12 protein-coding genes and 1 tRNA gene are annotated in these 15,473 nt (G+C 38.5%); 8 read left to right on the top strand and 5 right to left on the bottom strand.

The annotated features are described in order from the left end of the window. Window positions 1-6 precede the first annotated feature (6 nt). Window positions 7-82: transfer RNA gene (locus RDV63_RS06990), tRNA-Ala, on the bottom strand. A gap of 341 nt (window positions 83-423) precedes the next feature. Between RDV63_RS06990 and RDV63_RS06985 the strand changes: the two genes are divergently transcribed. After that, entirely contained in the window at window positions 424-1,443 is a 1,020-nt protein-coding gene (locus tag RDV63_RS06985; protein ID WP_313908784.1) for an ExeA family protein, read from the top strand. 18 nt (window positions 1,444-1,461) lie between these two features. Here RDV63_RS06985 and RDV63_RS06980 read toward each other — a convergent pair whose 3' ends face one another. Genes RDV63_RS06980 through RDV63_RS06965 form a run of 4 tightly spaced genes read right to left on the bottom strand, consistent with a single transcriptional unit; the run spans window position 1,462 to window position 6,251 of the window. Beyond that, window positions 1,462-3,120, bottom strand: a complete 1,659-nt coding sequence (locus RDV63_RS06980) for an outer membrane beta-barrel protein (protein ID WP_313908783.1) — start codon at window positions 3,118-3,120, stop codon at window positions 1,462-1,464. Continuing rightward, window positions 3,089-3,988 carry an XrtA-associated tyrosine autokinase gene (locus RDV63_RS06975; protein WP_313908782.1) on the bottom strand — a complete coding sequence of 300 codons (900 nt, stop codon included), beginning with the start codon at window positions 3,986-3,988 and terminating at the stop codon, window positions 3,089-3,091. Before RDV63_RS06975 ends, RDV63_RS06980 begins: the two co-directional genes overlap by 32 nt. Beyond that, on the bottom strand, window positions 3,985-5,580 hold the full coding sequence (locus RDV63_RS06970; RefSeq protein ID WP_313908781.1) for an XrtA system polysaccharide chain length determinant: 1,596 nt from the start codon (window positions 5,578-5,580) through the stop codon (window positions 3,985-3,987). The genes RDV63_RS06975 and RDV63_RS06970 overlap by 4 nt, the downstream gene beginning before the upstream one ends. Window positions 5,581-5,618: 38 nt before the next feature. Beyond that, window positions 5,619-6,251 carry an XrtA/PEP-CTERM system exopolysaccharide export protein gene (locus RDV63_RS06965; protein WP_313908780.1) on the bottom strand — a complete coding sequence of 211 codons (633 nt, stop codon included), beginning with the start codon at window positions 6,249-6,251 and terminating at the stop codon, window positions 5,619-5,621. Between the two features lie 192 nt (window positions 6,252-6,443). Here RDV63_RS06965 and RDV63_RS06960 point away from each other — a divergent pair, with 192 nt between their 5' ends. From RDV63_RS06960 to RDV63_RS06930, 7 genes are read left to right on the top strand one after another with little or no spacing between them, the layout of a single operon-like run. Next, window positions 6,444-7,862, top strand: a complete 1,419-nt coding sequence (locus tag RDV63_RS06960; RefSeq protein ID WP_313908779.1) for a TIGR03013 family XrtA/PEP-CTERM system glycosyltransferase — start codon at window positions 6,444-6,446, stop codon at window positions 7,860-7,862. Window positions 7,863-7,867: 5 nt separating this feature from the next. Continuing rightward, the gene (locus tag RDV63_RS06955; RefSeq protein WP_313908778.1) at window positions 7,868-8,707 is read left to right on the top strand and encodes an XrtA system polysaccharide deacetylase; all 840 of its coding nucleotides are present in this window, start codon (window positions 7,868-7,870) and stop codon (window positions 8,705-8,707) included. Between the two features lie 23 nt (window positions 8,708-8,730). After that, window positions 8,731-9,759: a FemAB family XrtA/PEP-CTERM system-associated protein gene (locus RDV63_RS06950; protein WP_313908777.1), complete on the top strand. Its 1,029-nt coding sequence runs from the start codon at window positions 8,731-8,733 to the stop codon at window positions 9,757-9,759. Window positions 9,760-9,761: 2 nt separating this feature from the next. Then, window positions 9,762-10,973, top strand: coding sequence for a TIGR03087 family PEP-CTERM/XrtA system glycosyltransferase (locus RDV63_RS06945; RefSeq protein WP_313908776.1), 1,212 nt, complete (start codon window positions 9,762-9,764; stop codon window positions 10,971-10,973). Beyond that, window positions 10,970-12,433, top strand: coding sequence for an exosortase A (gene xrtA / locus RDV63_RS06940; RefSeq protein ID WP_313908775.1), 1,464 nt, complete (start codon window positions 10,970-10,972; stop codon window positions 12,431-12,433). The genes RDV63_RS06945 and xrtA overlap by 4 nt, the downstream gene beginning before the upstream one ends. Then, window positions 12,426-13,577 (top strand): TIGR03088 family PEP-CTERM/XrtA system glycosyltransferase, encoded by a 1,152-nt coding sequence (locus tag RDV63_RS06935; protein ID WP_313908774.1) that lies wholly within the window; start codon window positions 12,426-12,428, stop codon window positions 13,575-13,577. The genes xrtA and RDV63_RS06935 overlap by 8 nt, the downstream gene beginning before the upstream one ends. Before the next feature lie 3 nt (window positions 13,578-13,580). Further along, window positions 13,581-15,473 carry an XrtA/PEP-CTERM system amidotransferase gene (locus tag RDV63_RS06930; protein WP_313908773.1) on the top strand — a complete coding sequence of 631 codons (1,893 nt, stop codon included), beginning with the start codon at window positions 13,581-13,583 and terminating at the stop codon, window positions 15,471-15,473.

Here is a 15,473-nt window from a genome sequence, read left to right as displayed (position 1 = left end):
AAATCTTGGTGGAGCTAAGCGGGATCGAACCGCTGACCTCTTGCATGCCATGCAAGCGCTCTCCCAGCTGAGCTATAGCCCCGCACTTTAGTACCCTTTAGTGCAACGTTTAAATAAACGCTGTTACTGCAGAACACGGGGCGCATTCTAGGGTGCGGTTCAGAATGTGTCAATAGTTTTTTCGCTAGTTACTCTCGTTCGGATGTTTTTTAGCCGCAAAGCGCAAATTATCGGCAGAAAATCACAGTCTTAAATGATTAAACCTTAAGATAATAGTAATTAATCACCAGAGAAAGCGCCTTTTTTTTAATAAGAGAACCTGTACTAAAAATGATTATATACTTAACATAATGCTATACTCTTGGGTTAATTAAATTAGAAAATTCACAAACCTACAGTTGCTGAATAGACAGGGAGAATAAGATGTACGAAAAGTACTACGGGCTAAAGGAACGCCCTTTTCAGCTTACACCTAATAATAATTGGTTTTATGCCAGCAAACTACACAACAGAGCCTTAGCATACTTACAGTATGGTTTAAGCCAAGGTGAAGGTTTTATCGTTATCACCGGCGATGTTGGCACAGGGAAGACAACAATTGCTAATCAATTAGTTAGTCAATTAAATCAAGATGAGATTGTCGCTAAACAAATTGTCACTTCAAAATTAGCACCAGACGATCTAATTAGAATGATCGCTTCCAGTTTTAACCTTGTAGTCACTGAGCAATCTAAAGCCAGTTATTTAGACGCTATTTATGCCTATTTAAAACGTTTGCATGCCCAAAAACGCCGTGCTTTATTGCTAGTTGATGAGGCACAAAACCTACCTTTAGACTCCATAGAAGAGCTGCGAATGCTGTCAAACTTTCAAATTGACGGTAAACCTTTAATTCAAAGTTTTCTGTTGGGGCAAAATGAAATGAATGCCATAATTCAAGATCCAAATATGGAGCAATTTAGACAGCGCATCATTGCCTCATCAAATTTAACTGCATTTTCTCTAGAGGATACTAAAGCTTATATTCAATATCGCCTAACCCACGCTGGCGGCTCTACAACCATTATAGATAATGACTGTTTTATACTGATCCAACAACATAGCAGAGGCATTCCGCGGAAAATTAATGCTGTAATGGATAGGGTTTTACTATTTGGCTATTTAGAAGAGTTCGCCATCATTAAAACTCAGCATGTGCAAACAGTATTAAATGAAATTAATCAAGAAGTAGCTAATTTACAGCCTACGCAAGTCCCGCCAAAAACGTCTGCTGCCCCACAAATTCCAACACAAGAACAACAAGGTCAGCAAGATCGTTTAAAAGAATTAAGTGCAGCTTTAGACAGTGCTTTACAACAGAAACTAGACATGGCAAAACAGCTAGACGATTTAATTAAACAGCAACAATCACAATTAAATGCTCATAAAGATCGTGATAGTTAAAGCACTATCTTTATGAGCTTAAAAGCTATAAGTAATACCTAGACCTAACCTTGTTTCGCTAATATCAAGACTATCTATATTTGAATCTCGCCGTGTATGGCGTGCATCAACTTTTAGATCAGTCTTTTGTGAAATAGAATATGTCAGTCCCACTACAGCTGACATATTCTCATCAGTACGATCATCATCGGTATACTCTAAACGATAAAAATTAGCTTCTGTATTCAATGTTAAATCAGAGTACAGCTTCCATAACCCTTGCATAGTTAAATTATGCCGCTTAGTTAAACGTTGTGTTTCAACATATTCGTCCTCACCAGTGCTAGCACTAATATTCAGAGAAAGCTTATTTTTAGTATAACCAATAGCTAATAGGATATTTCGACTTAATACAATTCTTTCACTCAACTCTGGAACGAAGTGGCCTGCTTGCTGAAAAGACTCCCCCGTACCTGGAATATATCTATTAGTAGGTGGTCGGAAACAATCAGCTAAATCTGTACTACCATCTGGACAGACAAAAATACCTAGATCTTCAAAAGCTTCGCCTAACTGCGTCTGGGTTCTTACCGTGTCATTTGCCGCCACACGAATACTAATAAAACGTAAATTATAACTAGCATTTAACGTTCTAGTGCGACCAAAATAGCGTTTATCTATGCTAAAAGATAATGAAGTGCGCCGACTCGGAGCTAAATAAATCTCTCCAGCAAGATACTCATCGTCTATAGCATCTAATTCGAGCATATCTACAGCTCCATTAGATAAGTTAGACTTATTCCAAGTTACATTTAACCATGAAGCTCTGCCTAGCTTTAATTCGATACCGGCACCATAAGAAGTAAACTCATTAAGATAAGTCGTAGAGCCTTCATTTCTTTCATAACCAGTACGCAATAAAAGCGATAAATTACTATGCAGCGGCAAACCTAAAATGCCATTGGCTTGCCCTGATTCGAAATTATCAAAACTTTCTCGCTCAGTAAGGTTATAATTGCCACTCAGTTGCCAAAAAAAAGCGCCAGTACGACTCGCACTACCTAAGTTTAACCTGCCACGGTAGCTATCGTTAGAATAACCATCATACTGTCCTGAGATAGAACCATCCGATTTAAAAACATTATAAGCAAGAGAAAGATTAGCTTGTGTCTGGCCACCTTTGAGCGTTGTAAAATTTAGATTAGTGCCATAATTTTTTGTTTTAGCAAGATTTTCAGGGCTAGTGACTATATCAGCATAAACGCCTTGCTGAGTATCTCGTATTTGATACCCCCCTGCTGCATTTAACTCCCAAGTCACACGCTGATTAAATGCGCTAACAATATTGGAAGCCTTATATGTTGGCGCGCTTTGCTGCGAACGCTGGGCATCATGGTACCAAACTGCTTCTTCTTGCCAAAATAAGGAGGTTTTAACACTTGGTCCTGTCCGACTAATTCTTATTTCTGGCGTTAATACTAGCGCCATACCACGGTCGGTACTGGAGCCTAATTGTTGCTCCTGATACCAATAAGCATAAGAATTAGCCGATATTTTGGGTTCTACCTTTACTTCTGCTTTGGCAGAGTTCCCTGTTAGCAATAGCAAAGCCATGGCACTAACGACCAGTGTCACTTGTTTTAGAACATATTGTGTTCTTGGTCTATTAGTCAGCACCATAGTAATAACCATACCCATAACCCTTTCCTTGGTTACGATGAGCTTTGTTTATTAAAAATCCTATCGCAATATCTTTTGGCAGTAAGCTCACCGCTTGCTCAATCTCTGCTAGTTTTGAGCGGTTCTCTTCAACAACAATAACCGCTTGACCGCACATAGAAGCCATCACCGAGGTTTCGTTGACTCCTAACAAGGGTGGAGCATCAAAAATTACAATCCGATCAGGATAGCGCGACGCAAACTCATTCACTAGCATCAACATTCTTTCACTAGCCAGTAATTCTGTTGATAAATGGTGCGGAGAACCTGCTGTAACAATTTTTAATCGTTCTATATTGGTATTAATAATAATGTCAGTTACTTGTATTTCTTCTGACTGCAAGTAATCTGTTAAGCCCACTTCATGGTTAATATTCAATGTTTTAGAGACTTTTGGTCTGAGCACGTCACTATCAACTAACAGCACAGTTTTATCTTGCTCTAACGCTATGCTTAAAGCTAAATTGATGGCAGAGAAGGTTTTGCCTTCCCCAGGCCTTGAACTAGAGACTAATATTAAATTAGGATGTTTTAAAGTTGAGCTTAAGCCCCCAAAAGCATTATTAATCAGTTTCCGCTTTATCACCCTATACTCTTCATTGATCAGTCGACGATCACTAGATAAAGATACAAAATTTTTGCGTTCTAACTCGTCTAAATCAATATTTATCGTTGTTTTAGAGCTTGTAGCGACACCTTTATTAGCACCCGTTTGGCTGCTTGCTTCAGCTGCTACTAGAGGTTGCTCTATATCTTCTTGTTCAATACTTTGTGCTTTTTCTATTGTGGTCTGTTCTAGATCAGACTGCTGATTTTTTCTATTAATTGCTTTTTCTATAGTACTCATTTGATGCCCCTCAATAACAGCTCAGCAGAGCGCCCAAATAATACTTCATTGCTTAATAACGCTACATAACATAAAAGCAGCCCTCCACTTAACAATGAAAAATAGAAAAAGTGTAATCTAATTTGCTTTAAAATTTTCCGTTTATCTGTATGCGAAACCACACCAAATACTGGATAGTCACTAATAACTTTTAACTGTGATGCTCTAGATAAAACAGGGGAAATTAAGCTACGCAAGAAAGCGATAAATACACCTAAGCCAATGCCTACAATTAGCACTAGAGTGTAGAATAACCCCCGATTGGGGCCTGAAGGCGTTAGTGGTACTCTTGGTGGTTCAATAACATTGAATTGTACATCTTGATCTGAAGCATTAGCACGGCGTGATAGTTCTGCCGATTCCCTTCTCGCTAATAACGCCTCATATTTTGATTTAGTAATATCATAGTCACGGTTTAACCCTGTAAACTCTGCTTCAATTTCTGGAATTAAATTAAGTTTACTTTCCAGATCTGCAACCTTAGCAGTATAAGCCTGCACCCTAACTTTTGCTGACGCCACTTCAGAAGAAAGCCTAGATACACTAATACGCAATTCTTGATAGAAAGAGTTTTGATTCAGGCTAGCACTCTGCCCGGGGTTCTCTGCAGACATTTTAGCTATTTGCGCTAACTCTTCTTGGCGCTGGTTTTCTAATTGCTCGGTGCGTCTCTTAACTTCTAATACATCAGGATGCTGTTCGGTAAAACGTATCAGTAAGTTATCTAATTGAGCTTTAAGGGTGCGTATACGATCATCATATTGTGTCATCGGCACATTACTGCCACTTGAGTATGGCATAACACCAAAAACAGGCTCTTCACCAGTCAGTTGACTTTGCGCTGAGGCTAATCGTGTTTCTAGTTCACGCAGCACTAACTTAGCTTCTTCTAGTTTTTGTTTTTCTGCACTTATTTGACCGTAATAATTGCTTTCTGAACTAGGCAACATCGCCATTTTATTCTTTTTAAAATCAGATAAACGTATTTCAGCTGCCACTAACCTACGCTCATAATCAGCTATTTCTTTTTCAAAAAAACGCTCAGCAGTTTGTGAATCTGCTCGGCTAGAGCCTAGTTGACTTTCAACAAAAGTATTTAAGGTTTCTTGAACTACTTTTAAAGCTAACTGCGGTTTAGGGTTGTTATAGGCAATAACGTATAAGTTCTCTCGACCTGCAGAGCTTATTTGAATTTGTTTTTGCAAGCCATCAATTAAACCTTCAAAGGCTTTATCATCTTTAGCTTCAATATCTAAGTCTGTGGCACGAGCAATTTTCTCTAAGTTGGGCCGACTTAATAAAGTGCGTGCAATTAACTTTATTTCATCACTAGAATTTTTAGTTAAGGTTAATCCTCGCAATAACGGCTCTAAAACAGTGCTAGTTTCGACATATAATTTAGCGCTAGCTTCAAAGGTAGGCGGCATATTATAAACATACAGCCAGCCTAAGGGACAAAACAACCAAGCGGTTATAACTATATAACGTCGTCTTAGCCAAACTCCCTGCAAATAGGTATAAAGCAGCTCTATTGCCTGTTGTAACTCTTTCATCGATCACTCCATAGATTCGATTTCATGGTGACTACTAATTAAAACCACGCTTCAGGAATGATAACAATATCACCAGGCAGCATATCGACGTTGGCTTTTATATCACCATCGCGTATTAGATCATCCAGTCTTAAATTATAAGTCACTTGCATGCCATTTTTAGCACGCACTAACTTTGCTCCATTACCATTAGCAAACTCTGTTAACCCGCCTACTGCAATCATTAAATCCAGTACCGTCATATACTCTCTGTAAGTAACAGCTTGAGGATTAAGCGCAGCACCAATTACTCGAACTTGCTCACTGTAAGGACCAAAAAAATTGGTTACAGAAACAGTGACCACAGGATCACGAATATACTTACCGAGTATTGTCTCCATATTTCTAGCAATTTGAGTAGGTGTTATTCCACTGACAGGGATATCTTCTACTAAAGAGGTAGATATTTTACCATCTGGTCTAACGATAAAACTGCCTGATAATTCAGGGTTCCGCCAAACAAAAATAGTTAGGGTGTCATTAGGCCCTACTAGGTAGTGATAGTCGTCAACAGAGGTCGTCAGTGAGTTATGAACAGTTGCTTTAGGTAAATAGTAGTTGGAGCAGCCAAACAAAAATAAACAAATGAATAATGTTAAACCGCATTTCCCTTTTGCAGATGCCACGAGCATAATTGTCTTCCTTTTCTTGATGCTGCTCTTAATATAACCGAAAATGTTACTCTTGTGATGTAAAAAGTAAAATTATTTTTTTTACTCTATACTTTGCTAATAGTATATTAAACGAACGCTACTTTGTAGTATGCTTAAGAATAAGCATTGTGGGGTAGGTAAAGCGTAAATACTGCGCACAAGGATGTTACCATGAGAAAAGCAAGTCGTTACGGACAAAATACGATTGCAGACAAGCTTTTTTTAATTGCAGAATTAAGCTTATTAATTCTGGCGAGTTTGCTAGCAAGTTATATTTTTAATCTCTATTTCAAACCAATAGAGCCGGTGAGCTTTGACAACCGTTTAATTAACGCAATTTTATTTGCCGCATCAGTTATGCTATGCGCTTTATCCGTTGGTTTATATGACCAAAAACTACGCGAAGGCCAAAAAGGTATACTAAAGCGGGTTGTTATTACCTTAGTGTTTAACGCTATTTTATTAGAACTAGTAGTATTCCAACTCTTTAGCTTCTTGCATATTAGCTTTAGTTATCTACTTATATCATCTATTTTTTCTGCAATTTTACTCAGCAGTTTTCGCGCTATTTTTCACTATACAGATATTACTCTAACTAGGCGTAGACGGATACTAGTACTGGGTTCAGGAGAACGAGCGTCTATTATTGAGCGCAGGATGCGCCGTAACGTAGACAAGCGTAATTTTGATATTGTTGGCTTTACCCCTATTGAAGGTGACAAGCAGTCTGTTATTGATGAAAGTAAGCTTAAACCTTTTAATTATGAAACCGACTTGTACCAATATGCAATTGAAAACAATATAGATCAATTAGTTATCGCTTGTGATGAACGTAGAAATATGCTGCCGGTAGAGCACTTATTTAAATGTAAAACACGCGGCATTGATGTTATTGAGATTCTTGACTTTATTGAGCAAGAAACTGGGCAAATTGCCGTCAACCTCATTTACCCAAGTTGGGTAATATACGGTAATGGTTTCGATTTAAACCAGCGCTTTAAAACCAGTCTAGACTATAAACTTAACCTTATACTAGCCCTGCTTCTTTTATTAGTTACTTGGCCTATCATTTTAATCACTATGCTGCTTATTTACTTAGAAGATGGGCGTAAAACAGGTGCCTCAGTGTTCTATAAGCAACTTCGTGTTGGCTATGATGGCAAGCCTTTTTATATTCTAAAATTTCGCAGCATGAAGCCAGATGCTGAAAAAAACGGTGCTCGCTGGGCTAGCGCTGACGACGATAGAGTAACGAAAGTTGGCCGCTTTATCCGTAAGTATCGCATTGATGAATTACCACAATTACTGAATGTTTTATACGGCGAAATGGGCTTTGTTGGGCCAAGACCTGAGCGTCCAGAGTTTGTAGATGAATTAGCAAAAGACATTCCCTACTACAATCAGCGCCATAATGTTAAACCTGGCCTTACTGGTTGGGCGCAATTAAAGTATCCATATGGTGCTACAGCAGAAGATGCTCAAGAAAAGCTTAAGTTTGACTTATACTATATTAAGCATCGTAGCTTGCTTCTAGATTTAATGATTTTAATCCGCACTGTAGAGATAGTGTTATTTGGTAAGGGCCGCTAATAATAATGTCGTTTAAAAACTTAACTTTAAATGCCCTAACTGTTGATGTTGAAGATTATTTTCATGTTGCTGCATTTGATAAAACTATCAAGCCTGTAGATTGGGATAGCCTTCCTCAGCGGGTAGAGCGTAATACTGACATTTTGCTGCAGCATTTTGCTGATCATAATGCAACAGCTACATTCTTTATTTTAGGCTGGGTTGCAAAGCGCTATCCTGAACTAGTTAAGCGGATCAATGCAGCTGGACACGAAGTGGCAAGCCATGGTTTTTCTCATGCTAAAGCGACATCGCAAACTCCCGAGGAGTTTTTACAGGACATCACTGCTGCTAAGCAGTTATTAGAACAAATAACGGCAACTGAAGTTACTGGTTACCGTGCACCAAGCTTTTCTATTGGTAAAACTAATCAATGGGCTTTTTCAGCCTTACAAAAAGCGGGGTATCAATATAGCTCTAGTACCTACCCGGTAGTACATGATTTATATGGCACCCCTGATTGGCCACAAAAACCTTACCTAAGACCAGAAGGGATATGGGAATACCCTATGCCAGTTTTAAATAAGCTAGGTAAACAGCTGCCTGTAGCAGGTGGCGGCTATTTTAGATTACTACCTTATTGGTTAAGTAAAAAAGGCATTGATGGCTTTTTAGCCCAAAGCGATACTCCTTATATGTTTTACTTCCATCCTTGGGAGATTGACCCTGAGCAACCTCGCTTTAAAGAGGCATCAGCTAAGTCTAAGTTTCGCCATTACACTAACTTAGGTAGGATGGAAGCTAAACTATTACGTTTGCTAAAAGATTTTCAATGGCGTAGCGTAAAAGAAGTTTATAAGCTGTAACTGTTTTTTATTAAGGGATTATAATGTATCAACTGAATACATTAACGCTTACGGATAAGCGTCGCCAAGACTGGGACGATTTTGTTTATGCTAGCGATGAAGCTACTTTTTTTCATCTATCAGGCTGGCAAGATATTATCGACAGTGTTGGTCATAAGTGTTTTTATTTATACGCCACCCAAGCTAACACTATTGTTGGTATATTGCCGCTAGCTAGAGTTAAAAGCCGTTTATTTGGCGATGCTTTAGTTTCAACACCATTTTGTGTTTATGGTGGCGCTATTGGCAGTGATGATGTTAAACGCTTTTTAGAGTTATCAGCTCAACAGCTTGCTACTAAGCTCCAGGTGCAACATCTAGAACTTAGAAACCAGCATGCTCAAAACAATAACCTAGAAACCCGAGTTCAACATGCTAACTTTTCCACCCCTTTAGCAGACAGCCCAGAGCAAATTTTAGCTGCAGTTAAAAAGAAACAAAGAGCCGTTATTCGCCATTCACTTAATGAGTCTTTACACTATACTTTAGACTCAAGTTTGGATGATTTTTATCAAACCTATTCACAAAGCGTCCGCAATTTGGGTACACCTGTATTTAGCAAAACTTTTTTTGCCAAAATTTTAACTACCTTTGCTAATGAATCCGAAATACTAACAGTACGTAAAGACAACAAAGCTATTTCATCTGTACTTAGCTTTTATTTTAAAGGCCAAGTTTTACCCTACTACGGCGGTGGAATAGAGCAAGCGCGGCAACTAAAAAGTAATGACTTTATGTATTACCAATTAATGTGCCATGCCAAGTTAAACAAACAATGTGATCAATTTGACTTTGGTCGCAGTAAAATTGACTCTGGTGCTTATAGCTATAAAAAACATTGGGGAATGACGGCCACAGAATTACCTTATCAGTATTATTTAGTCACCGCAGATGAGCTGCCAAATTTAAGTCCTAATAATCCTAAATATCAATTATTTATTCGATTATGGAAAAAGCTACCGCTAAAGTTTAGTCAGTGGCTTGGCCCTAAACTGTCCAAGTACCTGGGATAAAAATGACTAAGCCACCTTTATTAATGTTAGTACATCGTATCCCTTACCCTCCTAACAAAGGGGATAAGATCCGTTCATTTAATCTAATGAAACAATTAAGCCTTGATTATGAGATCCATTTGGGCTGCTTTGTCGATGATGAGTTTGATTTGCAGTACATCACTAAATTAAATCAATGGTGTAAAAGTACCCGAGTTATTAGTCAAAATAAATGGCTTGCTAAGCTGATAGGCCTAACCGGCTTTATTAGCAATAAGCCTATAACCCTGCCCTATTACTTTAGTTTAGGTATGCAAGCTTGGGTGAAAAAAATGTTACACCAGCATAAAATTAAAGATGTATTAGTTTATTCTTCTTCGATGGCACAATATGTTGAACAAGATCAATTTACCGACTTAAATAGAATTATTGATTTTGTTGATATCGACTCAGATAAGTGGCAGCAATATGCTAGTAAAAACACGGGTATTAAACGTTGGTTTTACCAACGCGAAGCTAGATTATTACAACAATACGAACAGCATATTTGTCAGTCTTTTACCAAAAGCCTTTTTGTATCAAACGATGAAGCTGAAGCTTTTCGGCAGTTAATGCCAAAATCTCTCGTTGATAAAATACAAAGTCTACTTAATGGTGTAGATACCGACTTTTTCAAACCAGACTCTGAACTTACCGCTACAGAAACTAAGCTGCCTAAGCAATTTATTGTTTTTACAGGTGCTATGGATTACTGGGCTAATATTGATGCAGTTATTTGGTTTTCTCAGCAAGTATGGCCTAGCTTAAAAGCTAAATATTCTGAGCTAGAGTTTGTCATAGTTGGCGGTAAGCCTAGTGCCGAAGTGAGAAATTTAACCTTAGTTGACGGTATTAAGGTAACTGGCCGAGTAGTTGATGTTCGTCCATATATTCAACACTCGCTATTTGCTGTCGCGCCTATGCTTATTGCCCGAGGTATTCAGAATAAAGTATTAGAAGCCATGGCTATGAATAAAGCCGTGATCTGTACCTCTATGGCAATGGAAGGCATAAATGCCCCCAAGGAAACTGGCGCTATAGTCGTTGATGGTAAGCAGGAGTTTATAGCAGCTTGTTTAAATCAATTAAAACAACCTCAACCCCAACTAAGCCGGCAATGGATTTTAGACCATTTCACTTGGCCAAATACACTAAAACAACTGCTTAACTTATTTGCTACAAGGCCTAGTGCATGAGCAGATTACACTATATGAAGTTACTGTTTTTAATCATAGTCAGTATTGCTTACCTTGCGTTTTATGGTGCTACTTGGCTAGATATAGAGCGGGTTTGGCGCTCATCTGCAACCTATAACCATTGTTATTTAATTCTGCCTATTTCTATTTGGTTTATGCTTAGCAAGCGTAACGATCTTAGTTGCAATACTAATTACTCAAGCCAATTACTCTGGTTACCTAGTCTAATAGTGCTAGCGATGCTCTTAGTGTGGCTGTTGGCCTATGCTGCTGATATTGCGTTATTTATGCATATTGCTGCAGTGTTTAGTTTACCCGCTATATTTTGGTTGTTATTTGGCACTAAAGCAGCAAAAAAACACCGCTTTGCTTTGTGCTATCTGGTTTTTTTAATCCCTTTTGGCGAAGAACTATCGCTACAACTGCAAAATATCACTGCTGACATCACTGTTTATTTATTACATCTCGCATCTATACCTGTATTTCGCCAAGGCTTATATTTATCTACACCTGTGGGGATGTTTGAAGTTGCAGAAGCTTGCTCAGGGCTACGGTTTTTAATTGCTTCGCTGGCTATTTCTACTCTATTTGCTTATTTGAATTATCGCCACTTAGCAAAGCAAATTAGTTTTATTGTCTTTATGACTATTTTAAGTGTTATAGCTAACGGTATTAGAGCCTTTATATTGGTATATATTGGCGAGAAGTCTAATATGCAATTAGGTTTTGGCGCTGATCATTATTTATATGGTTGGATATTTTTTGGCTTAGTGTTATTTGCTGGTTTTTGGTTAGGCTCACGCTTTGCTGATGACAGTATTAGCTTTAAAAGAACCCCATTACAGTTGGTAATTTTACCACTTAAACCTCCACAATTAAGTTTAATGTGCGCTATGGTTGCCGCTGCTTTATTTAGCCTTAATTTACCTATAGTCACCGCTCCCGTAGAACCTGCAGCAGCATTAATTAGTGCTACTCACAGCAAAAGCAGCCAGTCTAATTGGGGAGTAAAGTTTGTTAATAGCCTTGCCTTTAGCCAGCTACAAGAACCAAGCAAAATAGAATATATGCGGGCTGTTTATGCCTTAAAACAAAGTTCAGGGGAGCTCTTTAGTTGGCAAAACCAACTATTTGATAAAAAAGTATGGTTAATACAGCAACAGCTCACTACAGAAAAATATACAGTCTTACATCTTAGTTCATTAAATGGCAGTTATCGCAGTGTACTTTATTGGTATCAGATTGATGAGCAGCGCTTTACTAAGCAATTAGCCACTAGAGTTCAACAAACCTTATCCTACTATTTTAATAGTGATGCCACTATGGCTGTTAATGCTGTTTCTATTAAAGATGTACCGCCTGAGGAAGCTTTACCCTTACTAAAAGCTGCCGCTGATAAGTTAATATCAATAAAAACCATGTCATCCGAGCAAACAATCTCTGGTGGGTCTAATGACTAAACCAGTAAAACATATAGCCCATATTGTCTGGCACTTTAGTACCGGCGGCTTAGAAAATGGCATGGTCAATTTAATTAATAACCTACCGTCTCAGGGTTACAAGCATAGTATTATTACCTTAACTGGTTATGACCCCGCTTTTGCACAAAGAATTAGCCAGTCTAATGTTCAGTTTTACAACTTACATAAGCGCGAAGGTCATGACTGGAAAATATTTCCCACATTAAATAAATTGTTAATACAATTAGAGCCCGACATCTTACATAGCCGAAATTTAAATACTTTAGAGCTACAGCTTGTTGCTTGGTGGCGTAAAGTCCCCTTACGTATTCATGGCGAGCATGGATGGGATACGTCTGACATTGGCGGCACTAATAAAAAGTATCAGTTTTTACGCCGTTTATTAAAACCTTTTGTTCATCGCTTTGTCTGCTTATCTTCTGAGTCAGAGCGTTATTTACGGCAGAAAATAGCTATACCTGCCAATAAGATCCAGCGAATATGTAATGGTGTCGACCTTGCTAAGTTTATTAATGCAACAGCGGCTAGCCTGACTTTACCAACCAATATTCAAAGCAGTGAACAACCCGTTTTGTTTGGTACTGTTGGTCGTTTAGCAACGATTAAAAATCAAGCTTATTTATTACAGGCTTTTGCTAGCTTAATGCAGCAGCACCCTGATTTTAAGGTCAAAGCCGGACTAATTATTGTTGGTGATGGCCCTAATCGTTTAACGCTTGAGCAATTAAGCCAAGCGTTACAGCTTAGCGAAAATATTGTTTTCTTAGGTAATAGAGCAGATATTGCCGCGATAATGCAGCGGCTAGATGTTTTTGTCTTACCCTCATTAGCAGAAGGTATCTCTAATACTATTCTTGAAGCTATGGCTAGTGCAACACCTGTTATAGCCACAGATGTCGGTGGTAATGTTGATTTATTACCCGCAGAATTACACCCAACAAACCTCGTTGAAGTAAATAATATTCAGCAACTTAGCAAGGCTATGTTAGGGTATTTATCTACGGAAACACGTATTAAAACAGATGGTTTAATGTGCCAAAACCACTGTCAGCAGCATTTTAGTTTATCCGCTATGGTTAAACAGTATCAGGCATTATACCAATTCTCAGGGAAGCAAGGATAATACATGTGCGGTATTGCAGGGATTTACCAACTCGCTAACACAGATACGCCGGTTCAATCTGTACTAGTAAAAATGAATAATAGCCAATTACATCGTGGGCCAGATGCTGGCGACTATTTTTATGCTGATACTATCGGTTTAGCTCACCGGCGTTTATCTATTATTGATATAGCGGGTAGTCCACAGCCAATGATGAGCGCCAATAAGCAAGCTTGGATTGTCTTTAATGGTGAAATCTATAACTTTAAACAGCTGCGCCAATCCTTAATTGAAAAAGGCTATCAATTCACCACTCAAGGCGACACTGAAACTATTCTTAATGCGTGGCTGGAATGGGGTGAAAATTGCGTTGACCATCTGCGCGGCATGTTTGCTTTTGCCATTTGGGATAGTAAAAAACAGTGTTTATTTTTAGCCCGCGATAGGCTTGGTATTAAGCCGCTTTTTTATTCGTTATTGCCCGATGGCCAGTTTATCTTTGGCTCTGAATTAAAAGTTATCCGCAACCACCCTGATTTTGACTCTTCAATGCGAGATAGCAGCGTTGAAGACTACTTTAGTTTTGGCTATATTCCAGAGCCTTATACCATTTATCAGCATAGCTATAAATTAGCCCCTGGCCATAGTTTATTATTACAACATGGCACTAATACTTTACCTAAGCCTAAGCAATACTGGGATATTCCCACCCAGTGGGATAAATCAATCTCCACAGCTGAACTTCAACAACAGCTAATTGAAAACTTACGCGAAGCTATAGATATCCGTTTAGTGGCTGAAGTTCCCTTAGGTGCATTCTTATCTGGCGGCGTCGATTCAAGCGCAGTAGTGGCATTAATGGCTGGCTTACAAACAAAGCCTGTTAACACTTGCTCTATCGGTTTTGACAGTAAAGCCTTTAATGAAACAGAGTTTGCTCAGCAAGTTGCCGATCGCTATAAAACCAATCATCAAGTTAATATTGTTAGTCAAAATGATTTTGAGTTATTAGACAAACTTGCTGATTTATATGACGAACCTTATGCTGATAGCTCTGCCATTCCAACTTATCGCGTTTGTGAAATGGCCCGTAAACAAGTTACGGTTGCGTTAAGTGGTGACGGCGCAGATGAACTCTTTGCTGGTTATCGGCGCTATAAGCTACATTTAAATGAACATAAATTACGAAATATATTGCCACTTGCTATTCGCAAAGCCATTTTTACACCGCTTGGTGCTTTATATCCAAAATTAGATTGGGCGCCACGTATATTCAGAGCTAAAACCACCTTTCAATCTTTAGCTTTAGATGATGTTGCCGCCTACCATAATTCTATATCAATTCTGCGTACCGACCAGCGTAATAAGTTATTTTCAAAGGCTTTTAAACAACGATTAAATGGCTATAACTCGGTACAAGTTTTCGATCGCTATCGTGACAAAGTGCAACATTTAGATCCGCTAAAACAAGTGCAATACCTTGATATGAAAACCTATTTAGTTGGCGATATTTTAACGAAAGTAGACCGTGCCTCTATGGCTCATTCCTTAGAAGTTCGTGTGCCTTTTTTAGATCATAAATTTGTTGAGTGGTCATTTAAGGCTGAATCTGCAGCTAACTTAGAGCAAGGGATTGGCAAGTTCAGCTTAAAAAAATCATTAGAGCCACATTTACCGCAAGACGTGTTATATCGTAATAAAATGGGCTTTGCCGTACCCTTAGAAGAGTGGTTTCGTGGCCCTTTAAAGCAACGAGTACAAGATAAGCTATTATCTGATGAAATGCTTAATAGCGGCTATTTTGATCCTAATGAATTAAAGCGTTTATTGAATGACCACAGTAAAGGCCTTAAAGATAATAGCGCGGCTTTATGGACCCTAATGATGTTTGCCGCTTTTTTACAGCGAGGGCAGTAA

Source organism: Rheinheimera sp. MMS21-TC3 (genome assembly GCF_032229285.1).
Taxonomy (GTDB): domain Bacteria; phylum Pseudomonadota; class Gammaproteobacteria; order Enterobacterales; family Alteromonadaceae; genus Alishewanella.
The sequence above is the reverse complement of the archived record's forward strand: the minus strand, read 5'-3'. Positions and strand labels throughout refer to the sequence as shown.